This is a genomic window from Staphylococcus sp. FSL W8-1207, assembly GCF_038003745.1.
Classification (GTDB): Bacteria; Bacillota; Bacilli; order Staphylococcales; family Staphylococcaceae; genus Staphylococcus; species Staphylococcus equorum.
Genome location: NZ_JBBOPU010000003.1, coordinates 356,529 through 378,452, shown reverse-complemented (window position 1 = coordinate 378,452; position 21,924 = coordinate 356,529). Strand labels below are relative to the sequence as shown.

General features: G+C 31.1%; 21 protein-coding genes and 1 pseudogene. All 22 read left to right on the top strand.

Annotation, left to right across the window (positions count from 1 at the left end):
* A partial coding sequence (locus NSR03_RS13670; RefSeq protein ID WP_340719245.1) for an ATP-binding protein occupies positions 1 to 1,081 on the top strand: 1,081 nt, incomplete at its 5' end.
* Positions 1,071 to 2,411, top strand: a complete 1,341-nt coding sequence (locus NSR03_RS13665; protein ID WP_002511858.1) for a YycH family regulatory protein — start codon at positions 1,071 to 1,073, stop codon at positions 2,409 to 2,411. The genes NSR03_RS13670 and NSR03_RS13665, both read left to right, overlap by 11 nt.
* Complete coding sequence (locus NSR03_RS13660; protein WP_069820757.1) at positions 2,412 to 3,212, top strand: two-component system regulatory protein YycI; 801 nt, start codon at positions 2,412 to 2,414, stop codon at positions 3,210 to 3,212.
* A 511-nt stretch (positions 3,213 to 3,723) separates the two neighbouring features.
* The gene (locus tag NSR03_RS13655) at positions 3,724 to 4,524 is read left to right on the top strand and encodes an MBL fold metallo-hydrolase (protein WP_141714483.1); all 801 of its coding nucleotides are present in this window, start codon (positions 3,724 to 3,726) and stop codon (positions 4,522 to 4,524) included.
* Between the two features lie 601 nt (positions 4,525 to 5,125).
* A complete protein-coding gene (rlmH, locus tag NSR03_RS13650; protein WP_002511857.1) occupies positions 5,126 to 5,605 on the top strand; it encodes a 23S rRNA (pseudouridine(1915)-N(3))-methyltransferase RlmH in 480 nt (159 codons plus the stop codon).
* Between the two features lie 45 nt (positions 5,606 to 5,650).
* On the top strand, positions 5,651 to 7,390 hold the full coding sequence (locus NSR03_RS13645) for a hypothetical protein (RefSeq protein WP_069820759.1): 1,740 nt from the start codon (positions 5,651 to 5,653) through the stop codon (positions 7,388 to 7,390).
* A gap of 41 nt (positions 7,391 to 7,431) precedes the next feature.
* Entirely contained in the window at positions 7,432 to 8,907 is a 1,476-nt protein-coding gene (locus NSR03_RS13640) for a DUF6038 family protein (RefSeq protein WP_069820760.1), read from the top strand.
* A 227-nt stretch (positions 8,908 to 9,134) separates the two neighbouring features.
* Entirely contained in the window at positions 9,135 to 10,235 is a 1,101-nt protein-coding gene (locus NSR03_RS13635; RefSeq protein WP_069820761.1) for a DNA polymerase, read from the top strand.
* Complete coding sequence (locus tag NSR03_RS13630) at positions 10,228 to 10,596, top strand: hypothetical protein (protein WP_069820762.1); 369 nt, start codon at positions 10,228 to 10,230, stop codon at positions 10,594 to 10,596. The genes NSR03_RS13635 and NSR03_RS13630 overlap by 8 nt, the downstream gene beginning before the upstream one ends.
* Positions 10,596 to 12,212 carry a DUF5906 domain-containing protein gene (locus tag NSR03_RS13625; RefSeq protein ID WP_069820763.1) on the top strand — a complete coding sequence of 539 codons (1,617 nt, stop codon included), beginning with the start codon at positions 10,596 to 10,598 and terminating at the stop codon, positions 12,210 to 12,212. Before NSR03_RS13630 ends, NSR03_RS13625 begins: the two co-directional genes overlap by 1 nt.
* A gap of 225 nt (positions 12,213 to 12,437) precedes the next feature.
* Positions 12,438 to 14,114 carry a cassette chromosome recombinase CcrC gene (gene ccrC, locus NSR03_RS13620; RefSeq protein WP_069820764.1) on the top strand — a complete coding sequence of 559 codons (1,677 nt, stop codon included), beginning with the start codon at positions 12,438 to 12,440 and terminating at the stop codon, positions 14,112 to 14,114.
* A gap of 105 nt (positions 14,115 to 14,219) precedes the next feature.
* The gene (locus NSR03_RS13615) at positions 14,220 to 14,558 is read left to right on the top strand and encodes an SAUGI family uracil-DNA glycosylase inhibitor (protein WP_065865891.1); all 339 of its coding nucleotides are present in this window, start codon (positions 14,220 to 14,222) and stop codon (positions 14,556 to 14,558) included.
* A 95-nt stretch (positions 14,559 to 14,653) separates the two neighbouring features.
* The gene (locus NSR03_RS13610; RefSeq protein WP_053041967.1) at positions 14,654 to 14,965 is read left to right on the top strand and encodes a DUF960 family protein; all 312 of its coding nucleotides are present in this window, start codon (positions 14,654 to 14,656) and stop codon (positions 14,963 to 14,965) included.
* Between the two features lie 15 nt (positions 14,966 to 14,980).
* Positions 14,981 to 15,487 carry a DUF1643 domain-containing protein gene (locus NSR03_RS13605; protein WP_069820765.1) on the top strand — a complete coding sequence of 169 codons (507 nt, stop codon included), beginning with the start codon at positions 14,981 to 14,983 and terminating at the stop codon, positions 15,485 to 15,487.
* Between the two features lie 116 nt (positions 15,488 to 15,603).
* Positions 15,604 to 15,969, top strand: coding sequence for a DUF4870 domain-containing protein (locus tag NSR03_RS13600; protein WP_069820766.1), 366 nt, complete (start codon positions 15,604 to 15,606; stop codon positions 15,967 to 15,969).
* 85 nt (positions 15,970 to 16,054) lie between these two features.
* Positions 16,055 to 16,150, top strand: a complete 96-nt coding sequence (locus NSR03_RS14510; protein WP_158256177.1) for an SAUGI family uracil-DNA glycosylase inhibitor — start codon at positions 16,055 to 16,057, stop codon at positions 16,148 to 16,150.
* 69 nt (positions 16,151 to 16,219) lie between these two features.
* Positions 16,220 to 16,333, top strand: a pseudogene (locus tag NSR03_RS14505) (DUF1643 domain-containing protein); the annotation flags it as partial.
* A 99-nt stretch (positions 16,334 to 16,432) separates the two neighbouring features.
* A complete protein-coding gene (locus tag NSR03_RS13595) occupies positions 16,433 to 16,996 on the top strand; it encodes a hypothetical protein (RefSeq protein WP_069820767.1) in 564 nt (187 codons plus the stop codon).
* A 19-nt stretch (positions 16,997 to 17,015) separates the two neighbouring features.
* On the top strand, positions 17,016 to 17,180 hold the full coding sequence (locus NSR03_RS13590; protein ID WP_176721768.1) for a pilus assembly FimT family protein: 165 nt from the start codon (positions 17,016 to 17,018) through the stop codon (positions 17,178 to 17,180).
* On the top strand, positions 17,177 to 17,560 hold the full coding sequence (locus tag NSR03_RS13585) for a hypothetical protein (RefSeq protein WP_256092607.1): 384 nt from the start codon (positions 17,177 to 17,179) through the stop codon (positions 17,558 to 17,560). The genes NSR03_RS13590 and NSR03_RS13585 overlap by 4 nt, the downstream gene beginning before the upstream one ends.
* Positions 17,561 to 17,856: 296 nt before the next feature.
* Positions 17,857 to 18,720 carry a UTP--glucose-1-phosphate uridylyltransferase GalU gene (galU, locus tag NSR03_RS13580; RefSeq protein WP_305143910.1) on the top strand — a complete coding sequence of 288 codons (864 nt, stop codon included), beginning with the start codon at positions 17,857 to 17,859 and terminating at the stop codon, positions 18,718 to 18,720.
* 34 nt (positions 18,721 to 18,754) lie between these two features.
* A complete protein-coding gene (locus tag NSR03_RS13575; RefSeq protein WP_069820769.1) occupies positions 18,755 to 21,628 on the top strand; it encodes a CDP-glycerol:glycerophosphate glycerophosphotransferase in 2,874 nt (957 codons plus the stop codon).
* Positions 21,629 to 21,924 lie beyond the last annotated feature (296 nt).

Below are 21,924 nucleotides of genomic sequence, written 5' to 3'. Positions count from 1 at the left end.
TGTACAAGAAGCACAAGCGAATACAGAAAGTGAGAAACGTCGCTTAGACTCAGTAATCACTCATATGAGTGATGGTATTATAGCGACCGATCGCCGTGGTCGCGTGCGTATTGTCAACGACATGGCATTGACGATGATGGGCTCACTAAAAGAAGATATTATTGGGGACTACATGTTAAATGTCCTTAAATTAGAAGAAGAATTCTCTTTAGATGAAATTCAAGAGAATAATGATAGCTTCTTATTAGATATTAATGAAAATGAAGGCATTATTGCACGTGTTAACTTTAGTACAATTGTTCAAGAAACAGGGTTTGTGACAGGTTACATTGCCGTACTACATGACGTTACAGAACAGCAACAAGTAGAACGTGAACGTCGTGAATTCGTAGCAAATGTTTCACATGAATTACGTACACCACTGACATCTATGAACAGCTACATTGAAGCGTTAGAAAGTGGCGCTTGGGAAGATAAAGAACTTGCGCCGCAATTCTTATCTGTAACACGTGAAGAAACAGAACGTATGATTCGACTTGTAAATGATCTCTTACAATTATCTAAAATGGATAACGAATCCGATCAAATTACGAAAGAAATCATAGACTTTAATATGTTTATCAATAAAATTATTAACCGTCACGAAATGTCCGATAAGGAAACGACATTCGTCCGCGAAATTCCAAATAATACGATTTTTACAGAAATCGATCCAGACAAGATGACACAAGTATTTGATAATGTCATTACCAATGCGATGAAGTATTCTCGCGGCGATAAACGTGTAGAGTTTCACGTGAAACAGAACGCATTATACAATCGTATGACAATACGTGTGAAAGATAATGGCATTGGTATTCCAATTAATAAAGTGGATAAAATCTTTGACCGTTTCTACCGTGTGGATAAAGCACGTACACGTAAAATGGGTGGTACAGGCTTAGGCTTAGCCATTTCCAAAGAAATTGTTGAAGCACATAATGGTCGCATTTGGGCAAACAGTGTAGAAGGACAAGGAACATCAATCTTCATTACACTGCCATGTGAAGTACTAGAAGATGGTGATTGGGATGCGGAGTAAAGAGTTAATCAAATCCATCATCCTATACCTTTTAGTATTAATGAGTGTTGTGCTGACATACATGACGTGGAACTTCTCGCCAGACTTAGCGAACGTAGATCAACAAGATAGTAGTAATAAAGATGCGAAAGCAAATACGATAGGTAAACCACTTGATCAAGGTATGAGTAAAGTTGTTGCGCCATATCAAATCATTCACTCTAATGGTGATGACACAGAAGGTATGGAAGCGACACGTAGCAACGTCGAAGAGACCATCAGCCCCTTGAAAAATCAGCGCGTACTACATGCCGAACAAATGCATAGTAACCATAATTTGATCATTCCAGATTTAAGTGACGAATTTTTAGTACTGGATTTCAGTTATGACATGCCACTAGCGACTTATTTAGGCCAAGCATTGAACATCGATGCGAAAGTACCGAATAACTTTAAATTCGACCGTTTATTAATTGATGACAATCAAGACGGCAAAGTTAAACTCTATGCTGTTAGTAAAGATCGTCATAATGTTGTGCGTATGACGACGACGGCGAAGATCAGTTCATTTGCTAAACAAATGAAAGAACAACAGAAAAGTATGAAGCCATATACAGAGATTATTACGAATAAAGATACCATCGATAAGGCTACACATATTTTTGCACCGAAGGCACCTAAAGGTTTGAAATCATATCACACGATTTATAATCGCATCAGTGTCGATACGATGAATTCTATACTCTTCAATGACTCAGTAGTCGTACGTAGCACGAAAAGTGGGACAGCGACATACAACAATAACACCGGTGTCGCCAACTACAGTGAAGATAATGAAAAATATCGCTACACGAATCTCTCAGAAGATGAGGATCGTTCAACAAACATGCAAGATAGTATTCCAAGTACTTATGATTACATCAACAATCATGGTGGCTTTACAGATGATTACAGACTGTTCAGCACAGATAATAAAGGCGGCGAACTGACATATCAAATGTTCCTAAACGGCCGACCAACTTTCAATGATGACGACTTGAATAATATTAAAGTCTCATGGAGCGACAAAGGCGTCTTCAGTTATGCACGTGCATTGTTAAAATCTAATGTCACGATAGACAGCGGTGAAGATGAAATAGATTTACCAGGTGCTGAAACAGTACGTTCAGAACTGGCAAACAATCCTGAAATCGACTTTGAAGAAGTAACAAATATGACGATTGGTTACAACATGGAACATAAAGATGACGGTAGCGACATCGAAATTCAACGTAATAGTGAATTCAAACCACAATGGTATGTAGAGTATAAAGGCGAATGGCATGCATACAACGATGGGGGGCTAGAATAAATGAACTGGAAACGCGCAAAAACATTATTTATTATCGTATTTATTCTAGTCAACATTAGCCTGATTATTATCTACGTGGATAAAGTGAATAAATCACAAATTAGCGATAGTGAAGACGAAAATGCAGTGAATTTTAAACAAGAAGAAATTAAAATTCCAGAGAACCTCCCAAGTGTGAATGGTTTGAAAATGCAATTACTGACAGCAAGGTCTAATGATTTTTCATCTTATGCGAAGACACGTCCAAGTATCACCAGCGAGCATTCAGGCGCATTAGCCAAAGGTGATATTAGTGACCCAATTAACATCAGTAATGATCAATTCACCGACCTTAAATCGTATGTCAAAGGCAGCGTCTATAAAGGTGAAGATTACGAAATGAGCCATATTGATGATGAAAAAGTTACATTTGAACAGACATATAATGATTATCCAATTATGAATAATAGTAGAGCGAAATTAGAATTTAATGTAGAAGATGGCAAAGCTTCAAGTTATGAACAAACTGCTATGAAATCTATCGAGCCTTCAGAAGGTACGAATAATGATAAAAAGCAAGTGAACACAGCGCGAAGTGCCATCGAAGACCTTTACTATAATCGTTATCTCAAGCGCAATGATGAAGTAACTAATGCACGACTAGGCTACTATACTGTTGTCAAAGAGCCGAACGTTCAAGTGCTTGAAGCCAATTGGGAAATCAAAGTAAAACACGGCGATAAAATTAAAACATATTATGTCGAAGCTGTAGCAGACAGTCCAAAATTATTGAAGAATAATCTTGTGGATAACTGTGGATAAGTTGAGAATGAATTACGCACACCTTTTTAGTAAGGTGTGCTCATGCTGTTGACAAAGTCTCTGACTTTGTTGGCAGTTTTTTTATGCACGCTTTCCGCGGGCGCTGCCTTATCCTGTAGATTTTGACTCGTGTTGTTTACTCAGGCGTCTCGCTAAAAATTTTTACAAGTTACGTATAATTATTAAATCACTTTTTAGAAAGTGATTAATGTAATTTAAAAGATAGATTAGTATTTAAATAAACAATTTGGACATGCTGAAAGCTAAAAGTATGTTAAAATTAAATACTGTTAATGAGAGTTATTAAAGAAGTATGAAATGGTTCAAAAGCCTATCATATACTTAGAATTTTGAAGATAGCTCAAGCTAATTTTTAGAAAAGAGCTCGTTTCATATTCTCAAAAACTTAGATAAATTACTTTATTATAATAAATAATTAGACAGAGGGCATGTTGATGGCACATAAACCGGAGACTTCCCCATAAGTAATAGAAGCAATAGATTAGAAAGGGTGAATCGCTTGATACGTATGAGCGCATTGGCGAGTGGCAGTACTGGGAACGCCACTTATGTGGAAAGTGATAAAGGTAGTATTCTTGTCGACGCAGGTTTGACAGGAAAAAAAATGGAAGAGCTATTTGGACAAATAGATAAACAAATTAAAGATTTAAATGGCATCTTAGTTACACATGAACATACTGATCATATTAAAGGTCTAGGTGTGTTAGCACGTAAATATGGTTTGCCAATTTATGCGAATGAGAAGACATGGACAGCCATTGAAAAGAAAGATAGTAAGATTCCAATGGATCAGAAATTCATTTTTAATCCATATGAAACGAAATCAATTGCTGGATTTGATATCGAATCGTTTAATGTTTCTCATGATGCGATAGATCCACAATTCTACATTTTCCATAATAATTATAAGAAATTCACGATTTTAACAGATACAGGTTATGTTTCAGACCGCATGAAAGGTATGATTCAAGGTAGTGATGCCTTTATATTCGAAAGTAATCACGATGTGGATATGTTACGCATGTGCGGTTATCCTTGGAAGACGAAACAACGTATATTGAGTGATATGGGACATGTTTCAAATGAAGATGCAGGTTTAGCAATGACAGGCGTCATCACAGGCAGCACAAAACGCATTTACCTGTCTCACTTATCACAAGATAACAACATGAAAGACTTGGCACGTATGAGCGTTGGACAAGTCCTCAACGAACACGACATCGACACAGAAAAAGAAGTATTGCTATGCGATACTGATAAAGCCAAAGCAACACCGATATATACACTATAGAATATTTTAACTTGTTTGAAGTTTAGATTTTCTTAATGCATTAGCTTCAAGCTAATGTAATCCATGGTCAACAATAAAGTGAAGGAACCGATATCTCAATAGCAGGTATCGGTTTTTTATATTTTTTTAGCATATATATAAGATAGAATACATTTAATAGGAGGATTTTTATAGGGAAATTTACTCAATAAAAGAAGGAATATATGGGTATACAACCCTAGGTCTTAACTGAAAATAGCTATATGCAATTGACGGATAATTATAACAATTAATGAAATTACTATGTAGTAAGGATTCAGCAAAGATAGTATGAAGATAATGTAAACACTGTGAATAAGTATGTAAGACAACCTCGTACTTATCCACGGAATTATACATAGTTATCCAGAGATGTGCACAATTCACAGGGAAGTACCCACATTGTACACAGAGTTATCCACAAATAAACAGGTTATTCACTTATTTTTGTGTAGAAAACGTAAACATTATTAAAAAATAGTATGCATTCCTGTTATAATAAGAGGGAATAGTGTGAATAAGTGTATAACTTGTGGATAAGTCTAATAACTGTCAACTACTACACAATTTTTGGAGGATAACTATGAAGATTACGATACTCACAGTAGGTAAACTAAAAGAGAAATACTGGAAACAAGCTATAGCAGAATATGAGAAGAGATTAGGAGCTTATTCTAAAATAGAAATCATCGAAGTAGCTGATGAAAAAGCACCCGAAAATATGAGTGACAAAGAGATAGAGCAAGTTAAAGAGAAAGAAGGTCAGCGCCTACTAGCAAAAGTAAAACCACAATCCACAGTGATTACTTTAGAGATTAAAGGAAACATGCTGACGTCAGAAGGATTAGCCAAAGAAATAGAAAGCCGCATGACACGCGGTCAAAGCGACTTTACATTTATTATTGGCGGATCAAACGGACTACACAAAGAGGTTTTAGACCGCAGCAACTACGCCCTGTCATTCAGTAAAATGACTTTTCCACATCAAATGATGCGCGTCATCTTAATCGAGCAAGTCTACCGTGCGTTTAAGATAATGAGGGGAGAAGCGTATCACAAATAAAACTAAAAAATAGGTTGCAAAAAATATAATTTGAGGTGATTTAAGATGGAAATGAATAGTTATATGATAGAGAACTTTGCTACTGATGCTGTTAAAAATTATTGCCTTCATACTTCTAAAATTAAAAGCTATATTGCTAATGAAGATAAGGAACCGGGTTATGATGGACATCTAAAAATTTATGATTCAATCAGTCAGACTAAAGATGATTATTTAGGTAATATACCTGTTCAAATAAAAGGGAAGAAAGCAAAAAAGAAGCACCCTAGTTTATTTAAACAAAATAAAGTTAATAAAAGAGATTTGGAAATGTATTTAAAAGATGGAGGATGCTACTATTTTGTAGTTTTGATTAATGAAAATGGTGAGAGTCAAGTTTATGGTCGTCAATTACTTCCTATGTATCTAAAATATAAACTAAAATCGAAATCAAAATCAGTGACAATTGAAATGTATGAAATTACTTCTTATAAAGATTTTTATGATAATTGTATTCAATATTTAAAACAAAGCAAGAAGCAAGCTAACCCTATTGAGTTTTCTATTAATAAAAAAAGAAATCAAAAAATGATAATTACTTCACCCGAAAATATAGTGACAGATAAAAATGGATTTCCTTTAAATGACTTTTATAGTTTTATTCATATTAATGATTCAGATATTAAAGTTACAGTACCGGATGAGATATTACGGCCAGAGAAATTTTCTAAATTACAAAAAGGAAGTATTTATTCAGAGGGAAAAGTGATATATGAAGGTAATATAAGATTTGATGTTACGTCAACATATACATCAATAATTATAGATGAAAGCTTCTATTTGACTAAATACAATGAAAGTAAAAAGGCAAAATACTCTTTATTACCAATAAAAAATATTGACAGATATTTAGAGGTTTTAAATTTAGTCAAGTCACTTAGTAATGGAGGAAAATTTATATTTGAAGATGTTCAAGTTATATTAGATAAGTTTAAATTAGATAAAAGTGTTGATAGGATCATAAGTATATTAACACAATTTAAGCAAGTAACAGTGGAAACTGATAATCTAATTAAAAAAAGCACAATCATTAATGATGATAATATTGAAAAACAACTCGGTGAAATGGTTGGAATTATAAAAATTATTAAAAACAAAGAATTCAATGCATATAATATGAAAAAAGATAAATTCTACAAAATTTTATTTGGTAATAATAATTTTGTTTTATGGAAATATAATAATGTAATATATAATGTCTTCTCTGATAATTTTCTTAAACGAGTAGAATTAGTCGTTGATAATGAAACAATGTTAGCAATGTATTCTTTTAATACGAGTTTTATGATTAATACAATAAATTTTGATTTTCAATTAATTGAGAAATATTTAAAAACTGAAGATTTTTCAAATATTTCAATTCAAAAATGGAATTATATCAATAATTTTTGTTTAGAGTTAATAAAATCATATGATATAACGAAAGAACTAGGCTTTTTAAATATTGCAAAATTTATATTAAGTAATATTGATATAAAAGATATTGATAGCACATTTATAACAAAGATAAACTTAGCACAAGTAAAAATAAGAAAAGACGAAAGGTTAGAAAGTGATCTTGAAAAATTGCTTGTAGAGTTAAAGTCAAAATTAAAATCAATAAGCAGTGATGACGCTTCACTACATTTAAGTATAATATTTGGCAGTAAAACAGAAGCAATGATATATTTTGAAAATCTAAGTGAAGAAGAACTAGGAGTTTTTAAAAACTATCCAATTTATTATCTGTATCAAAAATTATTATAATTAAAAAATAAATATTGATTAAAGAAAGGAGATTTCTTTTAATGTTATCGGATAATATTATAAAAGAATTATATTCAAAAGAAGATATTCGCATAGAATTAGAGCTCACACCACATATGTTTAATAAAAGAATGGAAACCATTGCTAAGCTTTTTAAAATTGATATGAAAAACTTTCACAATTACAAAGGCCAAGATATAAATAATCAATATACATTTAACGGCGTCGCAAAAGAATTAATAAAGGTGTTACTCAAAAGTGTTGACTATTACCCAGTGGACATAAATTCCAAAGCTTTTAAACAAAACGGAAAATCTAAAAAAGAGATGATTGAAAATATAAATGCCTCTAGTTACATGGAATATACTTATCAGTTAATGAAATCTATCAATGAAATTAAATACAAAAGATTAATTGCAGACATACATATGAAAGATGTATATCAAAATACCAAAGCATGGCTAAGCATTGGTGAATCAATTAATAAAAAGGAACAAGAATTATACCAATATATGACACCTTTGTCCTTACATAAAAGAATTGAGCTACAAAATGAAGTATTAAAATCTATAGATGAAACGATTTTTCAATTTATGGCAAAAGAACATAGAAACACCCAAATCAAAGAAAATAATGAATTAGAAGAGTACACAAATGCAATAAAAGAAGGTAAGTATCCCAAAAAGGATTACGAATTAAACCACCTATTATACAAGAAAAATCAAATACCATTAGATAGCTTAATTAAAGATGTATGGGACTATGATGAAACAGAGTATATAGAGCTTGATTGGTTAATTGCAGATATGCTAAAACGTTCACAAAGAGCTGATAGTAATTTTATCGAAAGTTTAGATAAGAAAAACAAATTGAGAAAAAATATTCATAAAGAATCCATTAAAAGTATATCTAAATTGATTGATCATGAATTGGTTAAAAATAATAGAAAGTGGGACGTAGCAGAATTTTATAAAAATCAACAATTTTGGAACAATAGTACATTAAGACGTAGCTCTCAAAATTTTGGAATTTTATATTACAATAAAAATAGGTTACATACAATGAACCAAAGTAATATTATTAAAAAAATAAAAATTATCGAGGCTAATTTAGAGAGTGCAAATAAACAGCCGAGCTATTTAGATTTCTTTTTACAAGCTAAGTTTGACTTAGAGAGGTTAGAAAGTGAATTAATGAAATATAGCATTAATCCGAAATATTTTAATAAGATAAATAGTGATTACGTAAGATATGCTATTGAAGATGTACATAATGCAATTATTAAAATTGACAGATATATAAGTAACGATAAAGTGAAGTTAAACTATTCAAATGCCCAAATGGTAGTGAGAAACGAAATAACAGAACAAGGAAGCTACTTTGTAACCCAGGCATTGAATACACTGTCAAAGGTAGAAGAGTCTGGCTACAGCTTTGATAATTTCATGGTAGGACCTTTCGTAGAAGACTTTAAAAAAGCAATTAAAAGTCGTAGATTTGATTCTAAAACAGATTAAGATTGTTTTTTAGAGTTAAACATAAGAATAAATTTAAATAAAAAAAATAAACCCAACAAACCTTGTTATATCAATGTTTGTTGGGTTTATTTTTTTTGGTGATTTTTTAATAACTCAATTACATCTTAGGATAATATTGCTAAATTATACATTGTCGAGGCCAAGACAAATAAAAAATTAAAGCAAAAGTTAGCGCGCAACTTTCTGCTATAAAGGAGCAGATTTATATGGAGACAAGAGACAAACTGATGTCATTGACTCAAAGTGACAAAACACAGCAATGGTTAATGGACAAATCATCTAACCAAACTGATGTTCAACAATTGCAGCAACAATTCAGCCAACTGCTAGATCAAAAATATAATGTACTTTTAGCTGATGAACAAGCTAAGTTAGACCAATATGTGGAAGTACATCATAATTTAGAAGCATTAAAGAAAGAGATTGAATTGGAACCCATTATGCTTAATATCGATAAATTACCCAATGTAAAATCAACAATGCTTGAAAAGGCTAAGAACGATGAACATTCTGATAAAATCAAACAGTTATTTGATAGATTAGATCATTCATTAAATGGAACGTATCGATTATATACACAATTATCGTTGATAGGTACACGAACACATCGAATCACAACTAAAAATTTTAATCTTCAGGGCTTACCTAAAGCAGTCCAACGCACAATTTTACCTTCAAAATATAAGAAGGCGTATACAGTTGACTTTAAATCATTTGAGCCATCAGTTGTAGCTTACATGACTCAGGATTCAAAACTGATTGACTTTTTGAATCAGAAAAACGGACTGTATGACGCATTACTAAGTGAATTAGAATTACAAGATGAGCAACGAGTACTTGTTAAACGTGCATTTATTGGTTCGTTTCTATTTGGCGGCAACTTCAATAGCCCTAAATTCAAGTTGAAACAATATGTAAGTGAAGTGCAATGGTTGGATGCGGTCAGCCAATTTACAAAAGTCATTGAACTTAAGAAACAAATCGAAGAGCATAAAACCATGCCTATGCCCTACGGCATTGAACATGATATGAGCGCATTTCAAGGTAGCAGTATTATGGCATTTTATGTACAAACTGTAGCGAGTTATATTTTCAAACACATTCTATTGGAAGTGTACAGAGCACAATGCGAACAAAAAACGTTTAAAATTATTGTACCCATACACGATGCGATTATGATTGAATGTGATGATGAAGTAACTGCACGTGATGTTGCTCAGCTAATGAAAAGTACAGCTAACCAGTTGTTCAATGATGAATTTGCACATGTGACAGTGGAAGAACTGGGAGGTGAAGGCCATGAATAATGATAGAGGACAAAGTTTACAAATACCAAATAGCACACCACTCAAAGAAAATTATATATATGTAGCTACGTTATATTCTGTGAGAGAAACAAATTTCTCAGGTGATGTGAAACATCAATTCACATATGAAATTGAAGTGAATAATCAGATCGTATATGTGAATCGTAATATCTCAACACAAAAGACAGCTAAGCAGTTGTCAATCAATGATTGGCTTAAACGTCACAGTAATTATAGCTCCACTCATGAGAATTATGACCCTTACATTGATAGAAAGCATTTAATCCATGTAGGTTGCTTTAACGGTAATTACTATGTACAAGATGTAGCATCATTAAATGAAGATGGAGGATTATTATAATGAACCATATATTACAAATGTTAATGAAACTATTGAGTGAAGCTAAGGAGGCAATCGACCGTCAAGGTCTGATTGCTATCCTAACAAGTAGTATTGGAAATGATGAAATGGATAATTCTGAACAAGCTATAACGGTGTATAACGAGCTTATCGATAAGCTACAGCTTAACATTCCTAAAGATGTCGACTATAGACCTAACATATACAGTTATTTTGGCATTCAAAAAAAGCCAAATGACACAATATTAGTGGAAATGATGATAAGTATTTTTCATATCAAGCGTTTTGATTCAGAGTTGTTTATTTTCAAAGATATAGGTTGGCAAAAGGTAAATGAAGATGAATTGCAAGGGTTGATATCTAAAATGATACAAGTGTTGTTGGTAGATTATAAACCTTCACTAAGTACTCTGACAAATATAGTGAATGGCTTACAAAAATCAACAGATGTAGAAGAACTTGTTGAGAATAAACAATACATTGGTTGTGGTAGAACCATGTTCAATCTTAATACATTTGAAGTAGTGGGAAATTGCATAGAAATTTTCCCAAAAACACGCTTGAATTTGGCAGTAGATAAAAGTGATGTCATCACTGACAAGATACCACCGTATTTTAATGAATATATGCTAGAACTTGCTAATTTCGATTCTGATTTACAATACTTTCTTTTCCAACATACAGCGGTGTTACTCACTGCAGATACTAAACTACGTCGTGGACTTGTTTTGTATGGAACTGCAAAAAATGGGAAATCGGTCTATATCAAATTAGTTAAGTCATTCTTTTATAGTAATGATATCGTATCTAAAACACTTAATGAACTTGGCGGGCGTTTCGATAAGGAAAGCCTAATTGGTAAACGAATTATGGCAAGTGATGAAGTGGGGAAAGCTAATGTTGATGAAGCAACTGTGAATGATTTCAAAAAATTACTATCTGTTGAACCAATTCATGCTGACCGTAAAGGAAGAACGCAAGTAGAAGTTACGTTAGATTTAAAACTCATTTTTAATACGAATGCTGTACTCAATTTTCCATCATCACATGCAAAAGCATTAGAGCGTAGAATTGCTGTTATTCCATGTGAATATTATGTTGAAAAAGCTGACCCTGACTTAATTGAAAAGTTACAGGATGAAAAGAAAGAAATCTTTCTTTACTTGATGTATGTGTATAAGCAAATTGTAAAAAATGATATCGAGTACCTCCAAAATGATCGTGTTACTGAAATTTCTCATGATTGGTTAAATTTTGGATATGAATTTGTTTCTAGTAAATCAGCAAGTATTGCAAATCAGAAAGCGTGTATTAATTTACTCAGAAAACTTATAGAAATCAAACCAGGATCACGAATCAAAGTATCCGAGTTAAATAAAGTTATTAATGAAGAAATAAAGGTGAGTTCTCAGGTTATTAAACAGTTAATTCAAGCAAACTTTGATACTCAAACCAAACTATACAATGGCTACGATTATTGGATTGATTTAGGTTGGAAAGAAGCCGATAAAAAAGATGACATGATTTCATTCGATAAAAATGAGAATGTAACAGATGATGAGTTTTTATACGAAGATGATTTGAACTTAGGTTGGGAGGACTTTGACGATGAATAATGAACAAATTGAAGCATTTGTAGAAGTGCTTGTGCCTATCATAGAAGAACGTATCAATCAAGGTAAGTAATCTAATTACGTACTACAGGCAACTGCCTGTAGTACTCATATAATTAAGTGGTAAAAGTGATAAAAAATGAAACGAAATTATAAATATATATTATCCATATGATGTTACAAGACCGATGGTCTGTAGCAATATTCTAATAAAAGGAGTGGTGTGTTATGAGTGGTAAAATTGCACTTTATTCACGCGTTAGTACGTCTGAGCAGTCAGAACATGGTTATTCTGTAAAGGAGCAGGAACAAGTACTCATCAAAGAAGTTGTGAAAAATTTCCCGGGTTATGACTATGAAACTTATATCGATTCTGGTATATCAGGTAAAAATATTGAAGGTCGACCAGCAATGAAACGTCTATTACAAGATGTTAAGGATAATAAAATCGAAATGGTATTAAGTTGGAAATTAAATCGTATTTCTCGCTCAATGAGAGACGTGTTTAATATTATCCATGAATTCAAAGAGCATGGCGTAGGGTATAAATCGATTTCTGAGAATATTGATACATCCAATGCATCTGGTGAAGTTTTAGTTACAATGTTTGGGTTAATAGGATCTATAGAACGCCAGACTTTGATTTCCAATGTGAAACTTTCTATGAATGCTAAAGCGCGCAGTGGAGAGGCTATCACAGGCAGGTTGCAGGGATATAGGTTATCACTTAACCCACTTACACAGAAAAATGATTTGGTTATCGATGAAAATGAAGCTAATATTGTACGTGAAATTTTCGATTTGTACTTAAATCATAATAAAGGACTTAAGGCAATTACAACCGTACTTAATCAAAAGGGGTATCGTACTATTAATCAAAAGCCATTTTCAGTGTATGGTGTTAAATACATTTTGAATAATCCAGTCTATAAAGGTTATGTCAGATTCAATAACCATCAAAACTGGGCTGTACAGCGAAGAAGTGGCAAAAGTGATAAAAATGATGTGATATTGGTCAAAGGAAAACATGAAGCCATTATAAGTGAAGAAGTATTTGATCAAGTTCATGAGAAATTAGCATCTAAAAGTTTTAAACCAGGCAGACCTATTGGTGGAGATTTTTACCTTCGTAGCCTTATTAAATGTCCAGAATGCGGTAATAATATGGTATGTCGACGGACTTATTATAAAACCAAAAAGTCAAAAGAACGGACAATCAAGCGTTATTACATTTGTTCCTTATTCAATCGTTCAGGGAGTTCTGCATGTCACAGTAATGCCATCAATGCGGAAGTCGTCGAACGCGTAATCAATGTTCATTTGAATCGTATTCTTTCACAACCTGATGTTATTAAGCAGATTGCGTCAAATGTGATAGAAGAACTGAAACAAAAGCATAGTAACCAAACAGAAATTAAATATGACATTGATAGTTTAGAAAAACAAAAAGCTAAGCTTAAAACACAACAAGAACGATTGTTAGAATTGTTCTTAGATGATCAAATGGATAGCGAAATGTTAAAAGCAAAACAAAGTCAGATGAATGGACAACTAAAGATGCTAGATAAGCAAATTAAAGAAGCGCAACAAGCTACTGAATCACAAGCTGAAGTACAAAATTTTGATAAACTGAAAAGCCGTTTAACCATGATGATTAGCCGATTTAGTGTCTACTTAAGGGAAGCTACACCAGAAGCAAAAAATCAACTTATGAAGATGTTGATTGATTCAATTGAAATTACGACAGATAAACAAGTAAAACTTGTAAGGTATAAAATTGATGAAAGTCTTATCCCTCAATCTTTGAAAAAAGATTGGGGGTCTTTTTTTATGCCTAAATTCCAATTCGAAATAGACGGTCGAAACAATTATTTCATCGACCAAATTACCACTTTTACCACTTAGTTCTTAGTGACAAAAGTGAGAGAAATGAAATAAAAATCAAATATATATTATCTAAATGATGTATCACATGTATACATCAACCAAATACATTAGGAGGTCATAACAATGACATTAGAACTACAACTCAAACACTATATAACCAATCTATTCAACCTACCAAAGAATGAAAAGTGGGAATGTGAATCTATCGAGGAAATCGCTGATGATATCCTACCTGACCAATATGTAAGGCTTGGGCCACTCAGTAATAAAATACTTCAAACCTATACCTACTACTCTGATACACTTCACAAAAGCAATATCTATCCGTTCATTCTCTATTATCAGAAACAACTCATAGCTATCGGCTTTATCGATGAAAATCACGATATGGATTTCTTATATCTACACAACACAGTCATGCCCCTTTTGGATCAACGATACTTACTAACAGGAGGACAATAATATGCATAAATATATCAAAATTACACAATTAGTCATCACAATTCTTAGTGAAGTTATTATTTGGATGAAAGAATCAGAACGAAAGGAAGTCTCTTATGAATAGATATATTACTCGAGGTATTGACAATAACTTACCTATCATCTTACAACAACAATTATGGAAACTAGTAGCACAACGTGAAAACGAACAGTCCAAGGAACTAGAAGCAATAGATTACTTTCATATCTTCCAGTTCAACATGCATAATGATCAATTATGTATCAAACACAAACAAGAACGTCCTGAGTACATCAAAACACATAAAGCTAATTATTCAAAAGCTATCAATATAAATAAGGTCTATATTATCCGAGAAGATGATGTAGACCTTTCTTATTACGTCATGTTACTACCCGAAGAATATTAATAGGAGGCATCAATCATGCAGAATATACAATGTACATTAGAAACTGAAGCAATATTTAGTGACGATAATCAACATCGTTACTTACTCAAAAAAACATGGGACAATGATAAAAAGATAATTTCAGTTATAACTTGTTATCCAAATTTTGAAGGAACGAAAAAATTAGATTTAACGACTCAACTAATTATGAACAAAGTTGTAGAAATGGATGAATTTGGTTCAATCCATTTTGTGAATTTATACTCCAATATTACGACACCAATAAATATAAAGCATTTAGAAAATAGCCATGACAAGCATACAGACATTCAAATTATGAAAGCGGTGAAAGAATCTGATGAAGTTATATTAGCTTGGGGTGCTTACGCTAAAAAAGCTTCTGTTGAGTCTAGAGTCAATGAAGTGTTGGAAATGTTGAAACCTCATAAGAAGAAAGTAAAGCAACTTATTAATCCAGCAACAAACGAAATTATACATCCACTAAATCCTAAAGCACGTCAAAAATGGGTAGTGAAAGCTTAACAAGTTACAAAAATATTATTTATCTTAATTTAAAAAACAGTATACAAATATTACAAAATCAATTTGAATAATTATATAGTAATCCAATTCTATATATAAAAATTAAGGAGCTAAAAATGAACTTTCAAAATCAGTCTAAAAACCCAAATGCCTTTCCGAATGTGAGTCAAAGCGATAAGACAATGGCCATGTTAATATGGATATTAAATATATTCACAGGATTTATTGGGCCATTAATCATATGGATTATGAAAAAAGACGAATCTGAATATATAAACAGACAAGGTAAGAATTACTTAAACTTTGCAATAAGCTATACTTCGTACATCATTGTATCTTGGATACTAACCATTGTTCTAATTGGCTACATCCCGCTGTTTATTTTATCAATCGCAGGATTTGTCTATGCGATTATTGGTATTGTCACAGTTAATAAGGGTGAAGATTTTGTTGTACCTTTTACAATTGAAATTATTAAGTAATAAGGATATTAAATATGGAACAAAGCGTTACAACTTATTAAAATAATATAGACAGACATTAAAACAGAGCATCCTTCATTTTACGATGAAGGATGCTCTATTTTCATTTACCTACTATTCTGAAACACTCTATCAAAGAAGCATCTATCCTTTCATCATCTATTATCAAAAAAACTCGTAGATATCGCCTATATCGGTGAAGATTATGACATAGGGTTTTCTCTATCTCCATAACACAGTTATCACACTTGATGAAGTTATAGCTTGGAGTGAGGTGCATACGCTAAAAAAAGCTTCTATAGAATCGAAGGTCAATGAATTTTTGGAAATACTGAAACCGCATAAGAAAAAAGTGAAGCAAATGAGCATATAAATAAAATTAATTAATAATTCAAACTATTTTTTAAAAATAACAGTAGAAAAGCGTGGCAATATAAATTGAATGTAGAATGGGGTTAGGAATTTGAAGAAAATTTTAGCTAGTATAGGCGCCATTGTGCTTATCACAGTTTTGGGAGTTGCAGTAGTATTTGCATATGGAAGTTATAAAGATTTAGAGCTTAAAAAAGAAGAAGCTAAAGTAGCTGAAAAGAAAGAACCTTCTAAAAAGCAAAAGAATAACGATGAAAAGCAATTACAAGAACAGCCTAAAAACGATGCTGATATGGATACAGAACAACAGCAAAAGAATATTGATACCACTAATGAAGGTCAAAATGAGTCAGAACAAACAAATACTAATGTAAATAATGACTCAAATGATAATGGAACAATCTCAAAAAACGAAGTGACTCCTGAACCAGAAAATGTCCAACCAACAAATAACAATGAAGAAAATACTCAACCTAAATATACAGCAGAAGATGCTAAAAATATGTCAGACGATGAATTTCTTGATGCTTATAAAGAAGGGATGCCAAGTCAAGATGCTGAAGCAGTTGATGAATTATCAAAAGATCCAGCGTATAGAGAATATTTAAGAGGGCAAGTAGAGGCACGTGAAAACGGTCAAGGCGGCAATTACTAAATTTAAGGATGAATAGATTATGAAAAAATTATTAAGTACAATAACAATAATTGCTATTTTAGGTACATTAGCAGCTGTTGGATTTTTTGGATACAACAAGTATCAAGAAGTAGAGTTAGAAAAGAATGAATTACAGGCAAAACAAAAAATAGTAGTAATTCACAAAATGCTACAGAAGAAATGAGTAATGAAAATAATTCAAGTGAAACTCAAAATGTTACTCAAGAACAACCTAATGATGGTAGTGAAATTGTTAAAGTTCATGAAGGTAGTTCAGAAAGAACAACACAAAAAAATGAATTTTCTAATTTAAAAGTTAATAGAGATAATGTATTTGATTATGTCATAGCAGGTGTTAATCAAACTGAGGGTGGAGACGCTTCCCTAATCAAATTTCAACAACCAGAATTTTCAGCACAAGGTGATGGTGTATGGAGAATAGCAGCAAATAATAAAAGTGGACACGGGTCATATACTTTTATTGTAGAGCAAGATGGGACAGTTCAAATTTGGGACGGCTTGATGAATGAAAAAATTGAAGAACAAAAAGTTACATTAAACTAAAGGTGATGTAAAAAATATAAAGAAATGCATTATAACTAAAAATGAGATTTATTGGATAATATAAAGGAGTAACGCATATAGCATACACCTTTATATTATTTTATTATTAAAACATATTTAAAATGTATTAAATATCTCTATGTTTTTTCGATTAAATTTTGTTATACTAAAATAACTGTGATTTTATACTGACACGCTATTTAAGAATGCTTTATTTATTATTATTCTAAAATCTATTGATAAAAGTATGGGAATTTTTATCAGTGATTTGAAACATTAAAGGGAGGAAATAAATTATGAAAATTAAAAAGGCAATAATACCAGCGGCGGGGCTAGGTACAAGATTTTTACCAGCAACTAAGGCGATGCCTAAAGAAATGTTACCTATTTTAGATAAGCCTACTATCCAATATATAGTAGAAGAAGCAGTAGAAGCGGGAATTGAAGATATTATTATAGTTACAGGTAAGCATAAAAGAGCAATCGAAGATCATTTTGACAATCAAAAAGAATTGGAAATGACTCTGGAAGAAAAAGGTAAGTCTGATTTACTTCAATCAGTAAAATACTCAAGCAACCTAGCAAATATGTTTTATGTAAGACAAAAAGAACAAAAAGGTTTAGGTCATGCTATATGGACTGCTAGACAATTTATAGGAAATGAACCATTTGCTGTTTTATTAGGAGATGACATTGTACAAGCAGATACTCCAGCGATAAAACAATTGATCAATCAGTATGAAACGACAGGTAAATCAATTATAGGAGTACAACAAGTAAATGAAAATGAAACACATAGATACGGTATTGTTGATCCTAAAGAATCGTACAATGAGTTGTTTAGTGTAAATAAATTTGTAGAAAAACCAGAAATTGGTACAGCGCCTTCAAATTTAGCAATAATGGGACGTTATGTACTGACACCGCAAATATTTGATTATTTAGGTCGACAAGAAATAGGCGCAGGTGGCGAGATACAGTTAACAGATGCAATTGAACATTTAAATTCTAATGATTCTGTCTATGCATATGATTTCGAGGGGGAACGTTATGATGTAGGAGAAAAAATAGGATTTGTAAAAACTACAATACAATTTGCTTTAAAAGATAATTATATGAAAAAAGAAATTACAGAATTTATTAAATTTATAAATAAATAAATAAGTAAATACAAAAAGTATAGGGAGATATAAAATGGATACAATTTTAATATATGGGACTTTTTCTTCTGCTAAGGAGCTAGAACAAATATCGAGTATTTTAGAAAAAAGTGATAGAAAGATTATCATCGCTAATAATATAAATTCGAAATATAAAATTAATGGTAGTGAGTTCAATGAAAAGTTTGATCTAATAATTAATTTTGACAACTTAAATGATTTGAATGTATTTGAAAAAATGGATATTAAAATCATTAGCTTAAACGAGCTATTATATGAATCATACGACTTTAAAATGAGTGTGATTATACCTGTATATAATACTCAAGACTATATACATGAAACCTTAAATAGCATCATAAACCAATCTATGGAATTAAAGGATATCCAAATTATTATAGTTAATGATGGATCAACAGATGATTCTGATTTTATTTTATCTAAGTTCCAAAAATTATATCCTGATAATATTAAGTATATTTATAAAGAAAATGAAGGGGTTTCAATTGCAAGAAATACTGGGTTAAAATATGCGAAAGGAAAATATATTAATTTTATTGACTCTGATGATAAATGGGGACTAACAACATTCAAAAATGTATATAACTTTTTCGAAGATAATCCTACTATCGATGTAATATCAACGCGTTTAAGCTTTTTTGATGGAATGGTAGGCGAACATCCATTAAATTACAAATATAGTAAAAAAGAAAATAAAATTATAGATTTGTCTTATAACTATGATTACATACAAATGCATGCTTCTTCTTCCTTCTTTAGAGCTTCCTCTTTACAAGGTGTGAAATTTGATACCACTTTAAAATACGCTGAAGATGCAAAGTTTGTGTATAACGTTTTGAAAAAAACATTTAAAATTGGTTTAATGAGTTATATTCAAAGTTGTTATTGGTATAGAAAAAGGAAAGATGAATCATCTGCTATCGATACAGCATTAACTAAAGAAAATTATTATAGTCATACATTAGAAAATTTTCATAATTACTTAGTAAATGATTACCAAAATAATAAAATACCTAAATATGTACAAATGATGATTTTTTATGACTTGCAATATCGTCTAAAATATCAAACAACTACTTTTTCTACATTAAATAAGAATCAAATTGATAATTATACTCAACACATTATTAATTTATTAAAAGTAATGGACGATGACGTGATATCTAATCCAAACTTAAAACATATTAATGCTGTATACCAAGTAGCTATTTTATCAGTAAAATATGAAGGCTATAATTTCAATATAAGGAAAGAAGAGGGTATCCATAAAATCTTTTCAAATAATATTTTTATTAAAAATATTACAGATATGTACCTTAAAACGGAATATATCTATGAAAAAAATAAAGTATTAAAATGTGGATATAGTTTGCCAAATATTAATATGAATATAGATGTCACACCAGTATTAGTTATTAATAAAAAAGAGATAATACAACCCAACAACGACACAATTATTACTGAACAAACATTTTTAAATATGAATATTAGTTATAATAAATTTTATCGTTTTGATATTCACTTACACGATGGTATTAAGACGATAGAAGTGAAATATTTAGTTAACAATCAAGCATTGGAAGATATTAAACAAGTAAGTAAAACGCAGCATACAAATTTCAGCAATACCAAGATTCCGTTTAGGCAATACAAAAATAGAACTTTGAAATTGAAAGATAATAAAAAAATAATAAATTCTAGAAAACATAGAATGCCAGTTATTAAAAATATCTTAGGCTTAATAAAAAAACAGCACACTAGAAAGTCTGGGATATATAAATCGATAGGTATTATTAACAAAAAAATCAATAATCAAAAAGTGTGGCTATTTGTAGATAGATTGGAAAAGGCAGGAGATAATGCAGAGGCATTATTTGATTATGTCTATAAGAATAAAAAAGATGTAACACCTTTCTTTTTAATTAATTCATCTAGTCCAGATTATATAAAATTACGAAACAAATATGGATCAAAAGTTGTTGGCTTTAATAGTAAAAAGCATCATCTGTTAATGTTTAAGGCAGAAAAAGTATTTTCTTCACATTCTGAGGCTTATTTAAACAATCCTTTTGGCACAATTAACGGTAAATTCATAAGAGAATTATTAGATTTTGAATTCGTTTTTTTAGAACATGGTATTCTTCAAAATGACCTTTCTACCTTATTACACAAACGTAATAAACCTATGGACTACTTCATTACAAGCGCTAAAAAAGAAAAAGAAGAGGTTATTCAAAAATATGGTTTTAGTGAAAAAGAAGTTTTACTTTCTGGTTTACCTAGATTTGATTTATTAAAAAGTAATAGTAAGAAGAAAGAAAAATGTATTACAATTATGCCAACTTGGAGACCGAATTTATTGGGTTTAAGTGACAATGAATTTTTAAATAGTTTATTCTTTAAAAGTTTAATCGAATTTTTATCTACCTCTGAAATTCAAAAGATAGCAAAGCAAAATAATATGAAAGTTAAATTATGTTTGCATCCGAAAATGCAAGCGAGGTTTTCAAAGTTCTTTGATACAATACCCAATATTGAAGTTATGGATCGTGTTAACTATAAAGACGTAATAAGCAATACGGATATTTTAATTACTGATGTATCATCTATAGCGTTTGATGTTGCATATTTAAAAAAACCTATTCTATATTATCATTTTGATATTGATGATATCTATTCATATTCTGCTTATGAACCTGGTTATTTTAACTACTTAGAGGATGGATTTGGTCCTGTTGTTAATGACTCTCAAGCATTGGCTTCGGAACTAATAAAAATTAAGAAAAATAATTATAAAATAAGTAAATTTTATCTTAGAAGAGTTGAATCATTTTTTGAATTCGATGATGAATTTAATAGAGAAAGAATAATTGACTTAATATCATAAAACACTCAGTTGAGAAGTTATTTTAAAAATATTAACTAAATTTAAATGAATAATCACCCGGTTTTAGTTGATAATGCTAAAACTGGGTGAATTTATATATTTTTATTACAAATCTGTAGATTAATCTTTAAGTAATAAACACCTTATTGATTTTTTTGAATTACTAACATGCTTTTTTAGCAATATCACTAATAAGGGGAAGCTTACCACAAGTGATGCGGTTTTTATTATTACATACACATGATAAGAGACCTCTCTATAATTATAGGGAGGTCTCTTTGTCTATTTTCTGATTC